This window comes from Streptomyces sp. DH24 (genome assembly GCF_029813775.1).
Taxonomy (GTDB): Bacteria; Actinomycetota; Actinomycetes; order Streptomycetales; family Streptomycetaceae; genus Streptomyces.
Genome location: NZ_JARVKW010000001.1, coordinates 68,625 through 83,880, shown reverse-complemented (window position 1 = coordinate 83,880; position 15,256 = coordinate 68,625). Strand labels below are relative to the sequence as shown.

At 73.3% G+C, this 15,256-nt stretch carries 14 protein-coding genes; 5 read left to right on the top strand and 9 right to left on the bottom strand.

Annotated features, from left to right (window positions below):
• Positions 1-8: 8 nt before the first annotated feature.
• The 3 genes from ectB to QC282_RS00390 all read right to left on the bottom strand — a co-directional run bounded on the left by ectB (position 9) and on the right by QC282_RS00390 (position 3,332).
• Complete coding sequence (gene ectB / locus QC282_RS00400; RefSeq protein ID WP_279547083.1) at positions 9-1,280, bottom strand: diaminobutyrate--2-oxoglutarate transaminase; 1,272 nt, start codon at positions 1,278-1,280, stop codon at positions 9-11.
• A 36-nt stretch (positions 1,281-1,316) separates the two neighbouring features.
• On the bottom strand, positions 1,317-1,868 hold the full coding sequence (gene ectA, locus QC282_RS00395) for a diaminobutyrate acetyltransferase (protein WP_279547082.1): 552 nt from the start codon (positions 1,866-1,868) through the stop codon (positions 1,317-1,319).
• A 339-nt stretch (positions 1,869-2,207) separates the two neighbouring features.
• Positions 2,208-3,332 (bottom strand): alanine--glyoxylate aminotransferase family protein, encoded by a 1,125-nt coding sequence (locus QC282_RS00390; RefSeq protein WP_279547081.1) that lies wholly within the window; start codon positions 3,330-3,332, stop codon positions 2,208-2,210.
• Positions 3,333-3,509: 177 nt separating this feature from the next.
• On the opposite strand from QC282_RS00390, the gene QC282_RS00385 reads away from it, so the two are divergent.
• From QC282_RS00385 to QC282_RS00365, 5 genes are all read left to right on the top strand, one after another.
• Positions 3,510-4,361 (top strand): transporter substrate-binding domain-containing protein, encoded by an 852-nt coding sequence (locus QC282_RS00385; protein ID WP_279547080.1) that lies wholly within the window; start codon positions 3,510-3,512, stop codon positions 4,359-4,361.
• Positions 4,358-5,191 carry an amino acid ABC transporter permease gene (locus QC282_RS00380; RefSeq protein WP_279547328.1) on the top strand — a complete coding sequence of 278 codons (834 nt, stop codon included), beginning with the start codon at positions 4,358-4,360 and terminating at the stop codon, positions 5,189-5,191. The genes QC282_RS00385 and QC282_RS00380 overlap by 4 nt, the downstream gene beginning before the upstream one ends.
• Positions 5,188-5,976, top strand: a complete 789-nt coding sequence (locus QC282_RS00375; protein WP_279547079.1) for an amino acid ABC transporter ATP-binding protein — start codon at positions 5,188-5,190, stop codon at positions 5,974-5,976. The genes QC282_RS00380 and QC282_RS00375 overlap by 4 nt, the downstream gene beginning before the upstream one ends.
• A gap of 50 nt (positions 5,977-6,026) precedes the next feature.
• Complete coding sequence (locus QC282_RS00370; RefSeq protein WP_279547078.1) at positions 6,027-7,118, top strand: amidohydrolase family protein; 1,092 nt, start codon at positions 6,027-6,029, stop codon at positions 7,116-7,118.
• Positions 7,119-7,374: 256 nt separating this feature from the next.
• Positions 7,375-8,274 carry an SCO1860 family LAETG-anchored protein gene (locus QC282_RS00365; protein WP_279547077.1) on the top strand — a complete coding sequence of 300 codons (900 nt, stop codon included), beginning with the start codon at positions 7,375-7,377 and terminating at the stop codon, positions 8,272-8,274.
• Positions 8,275-8,577: 303 nt separating this feature from the next.
• Here QC282_RS00365 and cobC read toward each other — a convergent pair whose 3' ends face one another.
• The 6 genes from cobC to cobM are packed head-to-tail and all read right to left on the bottom strand — an operon-like array spanning position 8,578 to position 15,021.
• Positions 8,578-9,666, bottom strand: coding sequence for an Rv2231c family pyridoxal phosphate-dependent protein CobC (gene cobC, locus QC282_RS00360; protein WP_279547076.1), 1,089 nt, complete (start codon positions 9,664-9,666; stop codon positions 8,578-8,580).
• The gene (locus QC282_RS00355; protein ID WP_279547075.1) at positions 9,656-10,582 is read right to left on the bottom strand and encodes a sirohydrochlorin chelatase; all 927 of its coding nucleotides are present in this window, start codon (positions 10,580-10,582) and stop codon (positions 9,656-9,658) included. The genes cobC and QC282_RS00355 overlap by 11 nt, the downstream gene beginning before the upstream one ends.
• Positions 10,579-11,163, bottom strand: coding sequence for a precorrin-8X methylmutase (locus tag QC282_RS00350; protein WP_279547074.1), 585 nt, complete (start codon positions 11,161-11,163; stop codon positions 10,579-10,581). The genes QC282_RS00355 and QC282_RS00350 overlap by 4 nt, the downstream gene beginning before the upstream one ends.
• On the bottom strand, positions 11,160-12,956 hold the full coding sequence (gene cobJ, locus QC282_RS00345) for a precorrin-3B C(17)-methyltransferase (protein ID WP_279547073.1): 1,797 nt from the start codon (positions 12,954-12,956) through the stop codon (positions 11,160-11,162). The genes QC282_RS00350 and cobJ overlap by 4 nt, the downstream gene beginning before the upstream one ends.
• Positions 12,953-14,206 (bottom strand): precorrin-6y C5,15-methyltransferase (decarboxylating) subunit CbiE, encoded by a 1,254-nt coding sequence (gene cbiE / locus QC282_RS00340; protein ID WP_279547072.1) that lies wholly within the window; start codon positions 14,204-14,206, stop codon positions 12,953-12,955. The genes cobJ and cbiE overlap by 4 nt, the downstream gene beginning before the upstream one ends.
• Positions 14,203-15,021 (bottom strand): precorrin-4 C(11)-methyltransferase, encoded by an 819-nt coding sequence (cobM, locus tag QC282_RS00335; protein ID WP_279547071.1) that lies wholly within the window; start codon positions 15,019-15,021, stop codon positions 14,203-14,205. Before cobM ends, cbiE begins: the two co-directional genes overlap by 4 nt.
• Positions 15,022-15,256: the final 235 nt, after the last annotated feature.

Here is a 15,256-nt window from a genome sequence, read left to right as displayed (position 1 = left end):
CCCAGGGCTCAGGCGGTCTCGCGCACCGCACGGGCGAGGGTCTTGAGGCCCTCGTCCAGCTCGTCCGGGCTGACGGTGAGGGCGGGGAGCAGTTTGACGACCTCGCTCTCCGGCCCGGACGTCTCGATGAGGAGCCCGAGCTCGAAGGCGCGCTTGGCGATCTTGTTCGCGCGGTCCTTGTCGTGGAACTCCATGCCCCACACCAGGCCGCGGCCCCGGTACTCCTTCACGTCGGCGAGGTTCTCCTCGGTGATGGCGATCATGTGCTGCTCGACCTGCTCACCACGGGCGCGGGTCTGCTTCTCCATCGCCGACCCGTCGGCCCAGTACGCCTCCAGCGCGGCGGTCGCCGTGACGAAGGCGGGGTTGTTGCCGCGGAAGGTGCCGTTGTGCTCGCCCGGCTCCCAGACGTCCAGCTCGGGCTTGAACAGGCACAGCGACATGGGCAGGCCGTAGCCGCTGATCGACTTGGACACGGTGACGATGTCCGGCGTGATGCCCGCCTCCTCGAAGGAGAAGAAGGCGCCGGTCCGGCCGCAGCCCATCTGGATGTCGTCGACGATCAGCAGCATGTCCTGCCGCTCGCACAGCTCGGCCAGGGCGCGCAGCCACTCGGCGCGGGCCACGTTGATGCCGCCCTCGCCCTGCACGGTCTCGACGATCACGGCGGCCGGCTTGTTCAGGCCGGAGCCCTGGTCCTCCAGGAGGCGCTCGAACCACAGGAAGTCCGGGACCTGGCCGTCGAAGTAGTTGTCGAACGGCATCGGCGTGCCGTGCACCAGCGGGATGCCCGCGCCGGCCCGCTTGAAGGCGTTGCCGGTCACGGCGAGCGAGCCCAGCGACATGCCGTGGAAGGCGTTGGTGAACGACACGATCGCCTCGCGGCCCTTCACCTTCCGGGCCAGCTTCAGCGCGGACTCCACGGCGTTGGTGCCCGTCGGGCCCGGGAACATGACCTTGTACGGCAGGTCACGCGGCCGGAGCACCAGGTTCTGGAAGGTCTCAAGGAAGCGGCGCTTGGCGGTCGTCGACATGTCGAGCCCGTGGGTGACGCCGTCGCGCTCCAGGTAGTCGATCAGCGCGCGTTTCAGCACGGGGTTGTTGTGGCCGTAGTTCAGTGAGCCGGCGCCCGCGAAGAAGTCCAGGTACTCGTGGCCGTCCTCGTCGTACATGCGGCTGCCGAGCGCGCGGTCGAAGACGGTGGGCCAGCCGCGGCAGTAGCTGCGCACCTCGGACTCCAGGGTCTCGAAGACACTGAGGTCGGGCTGGGTGATGGTCACGGCGAATCGCTCCTCGATGCGTGGATGCGTGGGGGGTCAGGCGGAGTGGACCGGAGAGAGTGGACCGATGCGGTAGAGGACTTCGGGGTCGTGCGGACCGTCGGGGAAGTGGTCCGTCTCGAAGAGCACCTCGCGCTCGACACGAGCGCCGTGCCGGTCGGCGAACGACTGGAACAGCCGCTCGGACGCGGTGTTGCCCGGGGTGATCGTGGTCTCGACGGCGGTCAGCCCGTGCTCGGCGGCGACGCGCCGCGTCAGCGCGTCGAGCAGCCGCGCGGCCAGCCCGTGCCCGCGGTAGGCGGAGTCGACGGCCACCTGCCACACGAGCAGTGTCCGCGGACTCTCCGGCCGCAGGTACCCGGTCACGAATCCGACGGGGCGTCCGTCGGCCGCCCGCGCCACCACTGAGGTCCCGGCGAAGTCACGGCACCACAGCAGGTAGCTGTAGGAGGAGTTCAGGTCGAGCTTCCCGGAGTCCTTGGCGATACGCCAGAGCTCCGCACCGTCCGAAACCAACGGGCGGTCGATTCGCAGCCCGTCCGGGATTTCCGGGCGAGAGGTGTGCAGGTCTGCTTGTGCGGCAGTCATGCAAATTGAATTTACCCAGGGAAAATTCGAATTGCATCGCCGGACGGGGTTACGTATCGGCGTGGCTTGTGTTATCACGCGGGCGCGTACGGACGCGTGAGAGCCTGGGGATAACTTGCGGTTTGTCCGGAAAATACGGGGCAAAAGGACAGCGGTGTGGAACGCGTCACAGCGGTGTAACCGCCCCGACGTCTGCCCGAATTACGTCGATTGGTGTTATCGGAATCTTAGTGTTTAGGGTCGGAGAAAGCGGGCAGAAGAATACGGGAAGCTGCTCACCGGAGAATTCAAGAAATGCGCTTGGAGTATCCAGATAATCGGATGGAATTCAGGTGTTGGTCACTGCCAAGCGGCCTCGGCGTCGCGCCGCGCGGCATCCGGGTCGACGGCCAGGCCCTGCTCGGCGAGCGCCGCGCCCAGTGCCGCAAGGCTGCCCTGCACCGCCCCGCGCGTGGCGTGCGGACCGTAGTGGTTGACCCGGATCATCTCCTTCGCCAGCGCACCCCCGCCCGCGGCCAGCGGCAGCGCCGGGTCGGTCTCCAGCGCCCGCGCCACCAGCTCGGCGGCCACGACACCCGGCGGCGTCCGCAGCGTCGTCGCGACCGGGGCCGCGTCCCGCGCCTCGTGCACGTACGGCTCCAGGCCGCCGCCCAGCGCGAGCGCGCCCGCACGGGTCGCCGCCGCGGCCGACCGGTGCCGGGCCATCACCTTCTCCGGGCCCGCCGCCTCGATCCGCTCGACGCACGCCTCCAGCGCCAGCATCTCCAGCTGCGCCGGCGCGTGCGGCAGCGCCTTGCGGCCGGCGTCGAGCCAGCGCTCCTTCCAGTCCAGCAGCGACAGGTAGGAGCGGCGCGGCGCGTGCGGGTTCGCCGCCATCCGCGTCCAGGCCCGCTCGCTCACCGACACCGCCGAGACCCCGGCCGGGCCGCCCATCGCCTTCTGCGCCCCGATCACGCACAGATCCACGCCCCACGCGTCCGGCAGCACCGGCTCCGCGCCCACGGACGCGACGGCGTCCAGGTAGAACAGCGCCCCGTGCGCCCGCACCACCTCGCCGATCTCCGCGACCGGGTTCGTGTTGCCGGTCGCGGCCTCGGCGTGCACCAGGGACACGAAGTCGATCTCCGGGTGCTCGGCGAAGGCGGCCCGGATCTGCTCGGCCGTGACCGCCGCGTGGAACGGCACGGACAGGTCGATCACCCGCGCGCCGCAGTCCCGCAGCCAGTCCCCGAACGTCTGGCCGTACGGACCGGTGATGACGTTCAGCGCGGTCGTGCCGGGCCCCGCCGTGCCCCGGATCGCGCCCTCCAGCGGCAGCAGCGCCTCGCCCTGCATGATCACGACGTCCTGGCGGGTGTCCAGCAGCCGGGCCACGCGGTCCTCGACGGAGGCGAAGTGCGCGGCGCTCAGCGGGGCGAGATCGAGGAAGGGGTGGGTCGTCACGGCGGTGCTCTCTTCGGTCACGGAGGTGGACGCATCGGTCACGGAAGTGGACGCGGATGAGCGTAACCGGCGCCCCGCGCACCCCGCCGCGACCGCCCACTTCTTAGGCCGTGCCACCCGTTCGCCATGGGTTTGGTTTGAGAGGCCCAAAGGTCTCCTTATAATCGGAAGCCACCGTTCCCGCACAGGAGGACACCAGTGAATACGCTCCACGGGCGCCGGACCCGCATCCTGGCCGCCACCACCGCGACGGCCGGGCTGCTGCTCGTGGCGGCGTGCACCTCCACCGACGACGGCGGCAGCGGCTCCAGGACCGCCGCAGGCGGCGTCGAACTCGTCAAGGCGGGACAGCTCACCACCTGCACCCACCTGCCCTACCCGCCCTTCCAGTCGGAGATCGACGGCAAGGTGCAGGGCTTCGACGTCGCCCTGATCGACCTCGTCGCCGAGGACCTGGGCGTCAAGCAGGACATCGTCGACACGCCGTTCGAGAACTTCAAGACCGGCGCGTTCCTCAACTCCGGCGAGTGCGACCTGGCCGCGGCCGGCATGACCATCACCGAGGAACGCAAGAAGAACGTCGACTTCTCGGACCCGTACTTCAACGCCACCCAGGCCGTCCTGGTCGACAAGAAGAGCGGCGTCACCTCGCTCGCCGACGTGAAGGCCAAGAAGGTCAAGCTGGGCGCCCAGGCGCAGACCACCGGCGAGGACCACGCCAAGAAGCAGGGCTTCGACCCGGTCTCCTTCGAGTCCTCCGACGCCGTCCTCAACGGCCTGCGCACCGGCCAGGTCAAGGCCGTCGTCATCGACTACCCGGTCGTCCAGGGCTGGCTGAAGGACAAGGCCAACGCCGAGGCCTTCGAGGTCGCCGACAACATCAACACCGGTGAGCAGTACGGCTTCACGGTGAAGAAGGGCAACACCAAGCTGCGCGAGGCCGTCAACAAGGCGCTCGCGGACGCCAAGGCCGACGGCACGTACAAGAAGCTGTACGAGCGGTGGATCGGCCCGTACGACGAGTCGGCCGCGTCGCCCGCCGCCTCATGACCGAGGCGGACACCGCACTCCAGCCGAAAAAGAAGGGCCTCACGCGACGCCAGAAGCGCGGCCTGTCGCGGGGTGTCCAGTACGCCGTCTTCGTCGCGGCCGTGATCGCCTTCGCGGTCTCGGCCGACTGGGGACGGCTGAAGAACCAGTTCGCGCAGCAGGACATCGCGCGGGAGATGTTCCCGGACGTCATCACGCTGGCGCTCAAGAACACCGTGCTCTTCACCGTGACCGGCTTCGCCGTCGGTCTGGCGCTCGGCATGGTCATCGCGCTCATGCGGCTGTCGTCCGTGGGCCCCTACCGCTGGCTCGCCGGGATCTACATCGAGATCTTCCGGGGCCTGCCCGCCCTGCTGATCTTCATCTTCATCGGCGTGGCCGTGCCACTGGCCTTCCCCGGCACCGAGATCGTCGGCGGCACGTACGGCAAGGTCGCCCTCGCCCTCGGCCTGGTGGCCGCCGCGTACATGGCGGAGACCATCCGCGCCGGCATCCAGGCGGTGCCCAAGGGGCAGATGGAGGCGGCCCGTTCACTGGGCTTCTCACCCGCGCGCGCGATGGTCTCCATCATCATCCCGCAGGCGTTCCGCATCATCCTGCCGCCGCTGACGAACGAGCTGGTGCTCCTGTTCAAGGACTCCTCGCTGGTGCTGTTCCTCGGCGTCACCCTGGAGGAACGCGAACTGTCCAAGTACGGCCGCGACCTGGCCAGCCAGACCGCCAACTCCACGCCGATCCTGGTCGCCGGCCTGTGCTACCTGCTGGTCACCATCCCGCTCGGCTTCGTCGTGCGCCGCATGGAGGCGAAGGCCCAGGAGGCCGTGAAATGAGCCGTCCGGAAATCCGAGTACGCGACCTGCACAAGTCGTTCGGCGACAACCACGTCCTGCGGGGCATCGACCTGGAGATCGGCCAGGGCGAGGTGGTCTGCGTCATCGGCCCGTCCGGCTCCGGCAAGTCCACGCTGCTGCGGTGCGTGAACCTCCTGGAGGAGCCCAGCAAGGGCCAGGTCTTCGTCGGCGGCACCGAACTCACCGACCCCGACGTCGACATCGACGCCGTGCGCCGCCGCATCGGCATGGTCTTCCAGCAGTTCAACCTGTTCCCGCACCTCACGGTCACCGAGAACCTCACGCTGCCGCAGCGCCGGGTGCTGCGCCGGGACAAGGCGCGGGCGGCGGAGGTGGCCGCCGAGAACCTGCGGCGCGTCGGCCTCGCCGAGAAGGCCGACGCGTACCCGTCGTCGCTCTCCGGCGGTCAGCAGCAGCGGGTGGCCATCGCCCGCGCGCTCGCCATGGGCCCCGAGGTGATGCTGTTCGACGAGCCGACCTCGGCGCTCGACCCCGAACTGGTCGGGGACGTCCTCGCCGTGATGCGCATGCTCGCCGACGAGGGCATGACGATGATGGTCGTCACCCACGAGATGACCTTCGCCCGCGAGGTCGCCGACCGGGTCGTCTTCATGGACGGCGGCGTGATCGTGGAGGACGGCACCCCGGAACGGGTCATCGGCTCCCCGAGCCACGAACGCACCCGCCACTTCCTCTCCCGCCTCCTCGACCCGGCGATGGCGGAGGTGGAGGAGGAGACCTCGGACCAGGTGGGCAAGGAGTAGCGGCCGACCGGGTGGGCGGGCACGTGGACGCGCTCACTAAGGTGCAGGGCATGAGCGATCGCACGGTGCTGCACGTCAAGGGGCGGGTGCTCGTCGGGGCGGAGGACGTCCGGGACGAGCTGTGGGTGATCGACGGGCGGGTCTCCTACGACCGCCCCGCCGGAGCCCGGGACGTCACGACCGTCGAGGGCTGGGCGCTGCCCGGCCTGGTCGACGCCCACTGCCACGTCGGTCTCGACCAGCACGGGGCCGTGCCCCAGGACGTCGCCGAGAAGCAGGCCCTCACCGACCGCGACGCCGGCACGCTGCTGATCCGCGACGCCGGTTCACCGTCCGACACCCGCTGGATCGACGACCGCGACGACCTGCCGAAGATCATCCGCGCCGGCCGGCACATCGCCCGCACCCGCCGCTACATCCGCAACTACGCCTGGGAGGTCGAGCCCGAGGACCTCGTCGCGTACGTCGCCCAGGAGGCCCGGCGCGGCGACGGCTGGGTGAAACTGGTCGGCGACTGGATCGACCGCGACCTCGGCGATCTGTCGGCGTGCTGGCCGCGCGGCGCCGTCGAGGCGGCCATCGCCGAGGCGCACCGGCTCGGCGCCCGTGTCACCGCGCACTGCTTCGCCGAGGTCTCCCTGCGGGACCTCGTGGAGGCCGGCATCGACTGCGTCGAGCACGCCACGGGACTCACCGAGGACCTGATCCCGCTGTTCGCCGAGCGGGGCGTCGCCATCGTGCCGACCCTCGTCAACATCGCGACGTTCCCGAAGCTCGCCGACGGCGGCGAGGCCAAGTTCCCGCGCTGGTCGGCCCATATGCGCCGGCTCCACGAACGCCGCTACGACACCGTCCGCTCCGCCTACGACGCCGGCATCCCCGTCTTCGTCGGCACCGACGCCGGCGGCACCCTGCCCCACGGGCTGGCCGCGGCCGAGGTCGCCGAACTGGTCACCGCCGGCATCCCGCCCGTCGACGCCCTCGCCGCGGGCACCTGGGCCGCCCGCGACTGGCTCGGCCGGCCCGGCCTGGACGAGGGGGCCGCGGCGGACCTCGTGGTGTACGACGCCGACCCGCGGACCGACGTACGGGTGCTGGCGGCGCCGCGCCGGGTGGTGCTGAACGGGCGCGTCGTCGGCTAGCGGGCCGAGACCCACGGGTCGGCGGGTCCGACGGCCCGGGTGGCTGCGCGCGTCGCGCACTCCCTCGGTCACCTCCGGCCGCCCACTCGTGAGGAGGCACCCGAGGGGCCGCGCGGGAACACCCGTGCCGGAAGGATCGAAAAGTCTCGCGGAAACCACCCGATGGAGTGAAGTAACGCTGGATTGCTGCCCGTTCACTCTCAGTACGTAATTCTTACCGGGTCCCGAGCAAGCCTCACCTGGGAGTCCCACCACCTTGAACCGCAACAAGTTCCGCATGCCCGCACGCCGTCTCGCCACCGTCGCGACGGCCACGGCCCTGGCCGCCGGTCCCGCGGCCCTGGCCGGCGCGGGCTCCGCTCACGCGACCGGCGAACACGGCCGCGCGAGCGCCGTCGTGCTGCGCACCGGGCTCGACGTGTCCCTGCTCAACAAGACCGTGAACGTCCCGCTCGCGGTCACCCTCAACGAGGTCCAGGCGCCGCAGACCGCCGAGAAGACCGCCCTCACCGCCACCCTCGAAGGCGTCGACGGCGGGCAGCCCTTCACCGTGCTGCGCGCCGACGTCGCCCGCGCGGCGGCGACGGCCACGGCCGAGAAGGCGGAGGGCTCCACCGAGCTCGTCCGCGCCAGAATGCACGTGCCCGGCCTGCCGCTGCTGTCCCTCATCGAGGTCGAGCAGGTCACGGCGAAGGCCACCTGCGAGGCCGGGAAGACGCCGGTCGCCGCGTCCAACGTGCTGGGCACGGTCACCGTGCTCGGCAAGCGCGTGACCCTGACCAGCGGCGGCACGACCGACGTGAACGTGCCCGGCGTCGGCGAGGTGCGGCTCGACCTGTCCGAGCGGGAGACCACGTCCCGCACGGCCGCGGCCACCGCCCTCGAACTCACCGTCGCCGTCAACCCGTTGAAGCTGAACGTCGCCGAGGTCCAGGGCACGGTGACCCTCGCCAAGGCCACCTGCGAGTCCCCGGTGGCCCCCGCCGCCCAGCAGTCCCCGGACGGTGTGGAGCCCCAGGGCGCCGCGGCCGAGGACGTCAACCTCGCCGAGACGGGCGGCAATTCGATGACGCCGTACATCGCGGGCGGCGCCCTGGCCCTGCTGGTCGCGGGCGGCGGAGCGGTGGTGATGGCCCGCCGGGGCAGCAGGAACTGACCCCCGGCGGCGCGGTCGGGCGTGACGTCGGCCCTGCGTCGGCGTCGTCGCCCGGCCGTCCGGCTCTGGTTGCCGTCGGCGTCCGGCCGTCCGGCTCGGTTGCCGTTGGCGTTCGGTCGTCCGGCCCGGGTCGGCGGCGTCGCCCGGTTGTCCGTTCAGCGTCGGCGCCATGACCCGGGCGTCGGACCCGGGTTGGCGCCGACGCGCGGTCGTCCGGCCCGCGCCCGCGCCCTGGACCTGTCGTCGGTCCCGCGCCGGCACCCCGGCCCGGTCCGTCAGTCCCGCGTCGGCACTCGGTCCTCGTCAGTCCCCGGTCGGCGCCATGGCCCGCTTCAGGGCCGTGAGGAAGCCGTTCACCGTGGTCCTGTCCCGGACCGCGAGGCGGAGCCACTCCTCGTCCAGGCCAGGGAAGGTGTCCCCGCGCCGCACCGCGAAGCCGAGACCGCGCAGGCGGTGGCGGACCGCGGCGGCGCGGGGCAGGCGCACGAGGACGAAGGGACCCTCGGCGGGGGTCACGACCCGTACCCCCTCCGGGGCGAACTCCGCGAGACCCGCGAGCAGATGGTCCCGGTCGGCGGCGACGCGGTGCGCCGCGTGCGCCGCCTCGGCCAGCGCCCGCGGGCTCACGCACGCCTCGGCCGCCGCCAGCGCCGGGGTGGACACCGGCCACAGCGGCTGGGCCCGCTCCAGCTCCGCGATCGTCTCCGGGGCGGCCAGCACGTAGCCGATGCGCAGCCCCGCCAGCCCCCACGTCTTGGTGAGGCTGCGCAGCACCACGAGGCCCGGCACGTCCGTCCGCCCCGCCAGCGTCTCGCGCTCGCCCGGCACCGCGTCCATGAACGCCTCGTCGACGACGAGCGTGCGCCCGGGCCGGGCGAGCCCCGCGACGCCGGCGGCCGGGTGCAGCACCGACGTCGGGTTCGTCGGGTTGCCGATCACCACCAGGTCGGCGTCCTCCGGCACGGCCGCCGGAGCCAGCCGGAAACCGTTCGAGGCCTCCAGCAGCACCCGGTGCACGGTGTGCCCGGCGTCCCGCAGCGCCGCCTCCGGCTCCGTGAACTGCGGGTGCACCACGACCGGTCGGCGCACCTTCAGGGCGCGCGCCAGCAGCACGAACGCCTCGGCGGCACCCGCCGTCAGCAGCACCCGCTCCGGCGGCAGCCCGTGCCGCCGCGCCACCGCGGCCCGCGCCGCCCGGCCGTCCGGGTACGCCGCCAGCGAGCCGAGCGACCCCTCGACGACCTCCCGGAGCCAGTCCGGCGGGGTGTCCGCGCGGACGTTCACGGCGAGGTCCACGAGCTTCGCGCCGTCGTCGCGCACCTCGGCGTCCCCGTGGTGCCGCAGATCGTGCCCGCCCCCGGCGGAACCCTCCGTGGGCACCTCAGTGGGCATGGGAGTGCGTGTGCCCGCCGTGATGGTGGTGCCCGTGGTGGTGGCCGTCGTCGTCCGGGTGGTAGTGCGGCTGCTGGGGCATCCCCACCTTGTCCTCGAAGCCCGGCAGCGCGATGCGGTACACGCACGAGTCGCAGTTCATCCGCAGATCGCCCTTGAGGGCCTCCGCGTACCGTTCCATCACCAGATCCAGCAGCTCCGGCTCCGGACCGATGACGTCCGCCGACCGCACGTCGACGCCCGGGTGCGCCTCCGCCCAGCCCTCCGTCTGCTGCCGCACCCGGTCCGGCAGGATCCCGGTGAACAGGAAGTACGGCAGCACGACGATCCGCTTCGCCCCGAGCCGCACGCACCGGTCGAGGCCGCTCGGCACGTCCGGCGCCGCCAGCGACACGAACGCCGTCTCCACGCCCGCGCAACCGCGCCCCTCCCACAGCAGCCGGGCCGCCTTGTGCACCTCGGCGTTGGCGTCGGGATCGGTCGAGCCGCGCCCCACCAGCAGCACCGTCACGTCGGACCGGTCCTGCGGCGAGCGGGCCGGGCCGCCCAGCGCCTCGTCCAGGCGCCGCTCCAGCACGCTCAGCAGCGCCGGGTGCGGGCCCAGCGGGCGGCCGTACGTGTACGAGATGCCGGGGTGGCGCTCCTTCTCGCGGGCCAGCGCCGCCGGAATGTCGCCCTTGGCGTGACCGGCGGACACCAGCATCAGCGGCACGGCGGCGAACCGGCGCACGCCCCGCTCCACGAGCTCGGTCACCGCCTCGCCCAGCGGCGGCGGGGACAGCTCGATGAAGCCGCCCGCGACGGGCAGTTCGGGGTTGCGGCGGCCCAGCTCCCGGACGAAGTCGCGGAACGCCTCGGCTCCGGCCTCGTCCCGGGTGCCGTGGCCGGCGATGAGCAGGGCGGGCGGGGTGGTCACGGGTTCTCCTCGGTGGTGGGGTGGTACAGCAGGGCGTTGAGCGCGGCGGCGGCGACCGCCGACCCGCCCTTCTCGGACACGTTGCTCACGGCGGGCAGCCCGCTCTCGCGCAACGCGGCCTTGGACTCGGCCGCCCCGACGAAACCGACGGGCAGACCGATGACGAGCGCGGGGGAGGCGTCCAGCGTCAGCAGTTCCTCCAGGGCGGTAGGCGCGCAGCCGATCACCCACAGCGCGCCGGGTCCGACCTGCTCGTACGCCAGGCGCATCGCGTGCGCCGAACGCGTCAGGCCCGGACCGGACTCGGCGTCCTTCAGACGGCAGACGGTGTCGCGGCGCGTGATGCCCGCCGCGACCATCTCCACGTCCACGACGACCGGCGCACCGGCGTGCAGCGCGGCGTGCGCCGTCGCCAACCGCCCCTCGTCCATGACGAGTTCGTCGGCGTAACCGAGGTCGGCGGAGGAGTGGATGACGCGTTCCACGACCGCCCGGGTCAGCGGCGGGAAGTGCGAGGTGTCCAGGCGGGCGCGCAGCCGCCGGAAGGACTCCTCCTCGATGGGGTGGACCACACGGTTCACCGGGACTCCTCCTTGTTCACGGCGTGTTCCGGGTGCCGCGTGGTCTCCGCGTGCTCGGGGTGCTTGGGGTGCTCGGGGTGCTCGGGGTGTTCCGGGGGCTTCGGCCGGCTCTCCTGCCAGCGGTAGCCGCGCGGCGTCACCATGCGGCCCGCGATCTCACGGGTCGCGGTGTTGCCGACCGTCACGACCGTCATCATGTCGACCGTCGCCGGGTCCAGCGCGGCCAGCGTCGTCAGGCGGCTGGACTCGTCCGGCCGGGAGGCGTTGCGGACGACACCGACCGGAGTCGCGGGCGCCCGGTGCTCCGCGAGGATGCCGAGCGCCTTCGGCAGCTGCCAGTCACGGCCCCGGCTGCGCGGGTTGTAGAACGTCACGACGAGATCCGCCTCGGCCGCCGCCCGCACCCGCCGCTCGATGACCTCCCACGGCGTGTGCAGGTCGGACAGGCTGATCGACACGTGGTCGTGGCCGAGCGGCGCGCCCAGGATCGCCCCGGCCGCGAGCGCCGCCGTCACGCCGGGCACGCCGACCACGTCGATGTCGTCGGACGCCTCGGCGAGCGCGGGGGAGGCCATCGCGTAGACGCCCGCGTCCCCGCTGCCGATGAGCGCGACGGCCTGCCCGCGCCGGGCCTCCTCGACCGCCGTGCGGGCCCGCTCCTCCTCGGCGCCGAGGCCCGACTCCAGGACGCGGGTGCCGGGCCGCAGCAGGTCGCGGATCTGGTCGACGTACTGGTCGAGCCCGACGAGCACGGACGCGCGCCGCAGCTCCGCCTTCGCGCGCGGCGTCAGCAGGTCCCGGGCGCCCGGCCCGAGCCCGACGACCGCGAGCCGCCCGCGCGCGGGCCGCCGCACGACGGCGCAGGTCGCCATCGCGGGCCGCCCGTCCGTCCGCTCGGACTTCCGCTTGGGGACGAGCAGTTCGCCTCCGCGTGCCAGGGCCGCGGCCTCCGCGACGGAGGGCGTCCCGACGGCGGCGAGCGGCGCGCCGGACGGGTTGGGCACGGCGACCCGGGCCAGTTCCCCGGCGGAGTACGTCACGAGAGGCACCCCGAGCCGCTCGGCGGCCCGCACGATGCCGGGCTCCTCCGCCTTGGCGTCGACGGTGGCCAGCTCGCCGACGCTCCGCGCGGACAGCCCGGCGTCCCGCAACGCCGCCTCGACCAGCCCGAGCACCTCCTCGACGGGCGCGCCCCTGGAGGCACCCACACCGACGACCAGGGACGGCGGCCGCAGCACCACCTCACGCTCGGGAACGGCGTCGAGGTGACGGTCCGTCAGCCGGATCGTGTACGCGCCCTCCGCGCCGACCGGCAGCGCGGGCAGCGGCCAGGACACCTCGGCCCGCAGCGCGACCGGCTCACCGTCCAGCAGCGCCCGCGACACCCCGGCGACGTCGCCCTCGACCGGCAGCCCCAGCGTGTCCAGTCCGGGCACCCCGACCGCGTCCGTCGCCGTCGTCACGACCGGCCGCGCGTCCAGCACCTCGGCCACCTCGCGGGCCAGGTCGTTGGCGCCGCCCCCGTGCCCGCCGACCAGCGACACGGCGAACCGCCCGCTCTCGTCGACGCACACCACGCCCGCGTCGGACGCCTTGTCGGACAGCAGCGGCGCGATCAGCCGCACCACCGCGCCCGTCGCCAGGAAGCACACGAGCTGCTCGCACTCCGCGAACGCGGCCCGTACGGCGTCCCGGGCGGGCCCGTCGTACACGCGCGTGCGCTCCGGCCAGGCCGCGGCCAGCCGGTCCCGCGCCGCCGCCCCCGCCGCGGTGGCGGAAATGAGGCCGATCACTGAGCAACTCCTTCGGTACGGGCCTGGGGCCTGACGCCCCACAGCAGGAAAACGGGATTGGTGGCCGCCAGCCGGGTCACGTCCCCCGGCAGCGGCGCGAGCCGCGACGACTGCAGCAGCACCCCGTCGCAGTCGAACCCGGCCCCGGTCAGCGCGTCCCGCACCGCCGGCACCCGGTCCAGCGCGGCCATCGCGACGACCACCGTCCGCCGGGCCCGCCGCGCGCAGGCCGTGACGATCCCGGGCAGCTCGCGGCCACCGCCGCCGACGAACACGGCGTCGGGATCGGGGAGATCGGACAGCACCGTGGGCGCCGCCCCGTGCACCACGTGCAGGTCGACACCGTGCGCGGCGGCGTTGGCGCGGACGCGCTCCACACCGTCCGGGGTCTTCTCGACGGCGGTGACGGCGGCGCCGAGCCGCGCGCACTCGACGGCGACGGAACCCGAGCCCGCGCCGATGTCCCAGACGAGGTCACCGAGGCGCGGCCCGAGCCGGGCCAGGGCGAGCGCCCGCACCTCGAACTTCGTGATCATCGAGTCGCGGTGCGCGAACGCGCTCTCGTCCAGGGCCCAGCCGTCCGGCTGGGCCGCGGGACCGGCGACCGTGCGGACGCCGCCGAGCGCGCGCGACGCGTCCAGGCACAGCACCACGCTGACGTCCGCGCCCCAGTCCCGGGCGGCGGCCTCCGCCGGCGTCACCCGCTCGACCCGCTCGTCCGGCGAGCCGAGCGCCGACGCGACGACCAGCACCCGCGTCCCGGTCCGGGCGAGCGCGGCGCCCAGTTCGGCCGGCCCGGCCCCGGGGCCGGTCAGCACGGCGACCTTGGGGCGCGCCAGGCACACGTGCACCGCGGTCCGCAGGTCCCGCCCGTGCGCGCTCACCACCACGGCGTCGTCCCACGGCAGCCCGGCCCGCGCGAACGCGGCGGCGACGGAGGACACGCCGGGCCGCACGTCCAGCCGCTCCGGGCCGAAGCGCTCGGCCAGCGCCCGCACGATCCCGAAGAAGCCGGGGTCCCCGGAGGCGAGCACGACGACCCGGCCGTCCGCCTCGCCCTTGTCCAGGTGCCGGGCGACGGCGTCCAGGGCAGGCGCCAGCGGCCCGAGCACGACCCGCTCCGCCGTGTCCGGCAGCCGCGCGGCGTCCAGGTGCCGCCGCCCGCCCACGACGAGCCGCGCCCCGGCGAGGACGTCCTCGTCGAGTGGCGCGCCCGTGCCCGTGCCGACGACCGTGATCTCGTGGATCACGTGCTCGCACCCCGGGTGCGCAGGGCCCGGCGGGCCTCCGGGTCGGCCTTGCGGTAGCCGTGGAAGTGACCGGGGTGGTACAGGTGCGAGCGGGTGCCGTGCGCGTCGAGGGCGGGGCCGACCAGGAACAGCGTGTGCTTCCAGAGCTTGTGCTCCTTGACCGTCTCCTCCAGCGTGGCGATCGTGCACTTCACGACCAGTTCCTCCGGCCAGGTCGCCTGGTACGCGACGACGACCGGCGTGTCCGTCGGGTAGCCGCCCTCCAGCAGCTCCCGCACCAGCTGGCCGCTGCGGGCCGCCGACAGGAACACCGCCATGGTCGTGCCGTGCCGGGCGAACTCGCGGACCTCCTCGCCGGGCGGCATCGGCGTCTTGCCGCCGCCGAGCCGGGTCAGCACGACGGACTGCGCGACCTCCGGGATCGTCAGCTCCCGCTGCGCGAGCGCGGCGACGGCGGAGAACGAGGAGACGCCGGGCACGATCTCGGTCGCGATGCCGATCTCGGCGCACCGGTCAACCTGCTCCTGGGTACCGCCCCACAGCGCCGGGTCGCCGGAGTGGATACGGGCGACGCGCAGGCCCTCCTCGGACGCGCGCCGGTACACGGCCACCACGTCCTCCAGGGACATCTTCGCCGAGTCGAGGATCTCCGCGTCCTCGCGCGCGTGCGTGAGTACCTCCTCCTGGACCAGGCTGGCGGCCCAGATCACGACGTCCGCCTCGGCGATGGCGCGCGCCGCGCGGAACGTCAGCAGATCGGCGGCGCCGGGGCCGGCACCGACGAAGGTCACCTTGCCGGTGGGGGCATCGGCCATGGGAATCGGTCCTCTCCTACAAGTCCTGCGAGGGTTCTGCGAGTTCTGCGGGTTCTGCGGGTTCTGCGGGTTCTGCGAGGTGCCGCGGTCCGGCACGGACCGCGCGTGCGCATGCGCGCGCCTGCCGGGGCCGGTGCGACGCGTCCTACGTGTCCAGCGGTCGCCGGCACCGGAGGGGCGCGGCCGGGGGCCGGACCGACGGCGGGGGCGCCGTCCCGTGCCGGGCCCGGCCGGT

Bases quoted from the DNA above. Each gene is read 5' to 3' on its own strand.
- ectA (WP_279547082.1), bottom strand. From the start codon at position 1,868: ATGACTGCCGCACAAGCAGACCTGCACACCTCTCGCCCGGAAATCCCG.
- QC282_RS00380 (WP_279547328.1), top strand. From the start codon at position 4,358: ATGACCGAGGCGGACACCGCACTCCAGCCGAAAAAGAAGGGCCTCACG.
- QC282_RS00375 (WP_279547079.1), top strand. From the start codon at position 5,188: ATGAGCCGTCCGGAAATCCGAGTACGCGACCTGCACAAGTCGTTCGGC.
- QC282_RS00370 (WP_279547078.1), top strand. From the start codon at position 6,027: ATGAGCGATCGCACGGTGCTGCACGTCAAGGGGCGGGTGCTCGTCGGG.
- cobC (WP_279547076.1), bottom strand. From the start codon at position 9,666: ATGCCCACTGAGGTGCCCACGGAGGGTTCCGCCGGGGGCGGGCACGAT.
- cobM (WP_279547071.1), bottom strand. From the start codon at position 15,021: ATGGCCGATGCCCCCACCGGCAAGGTGACCTTCGTCGGTGCCGGCCCC.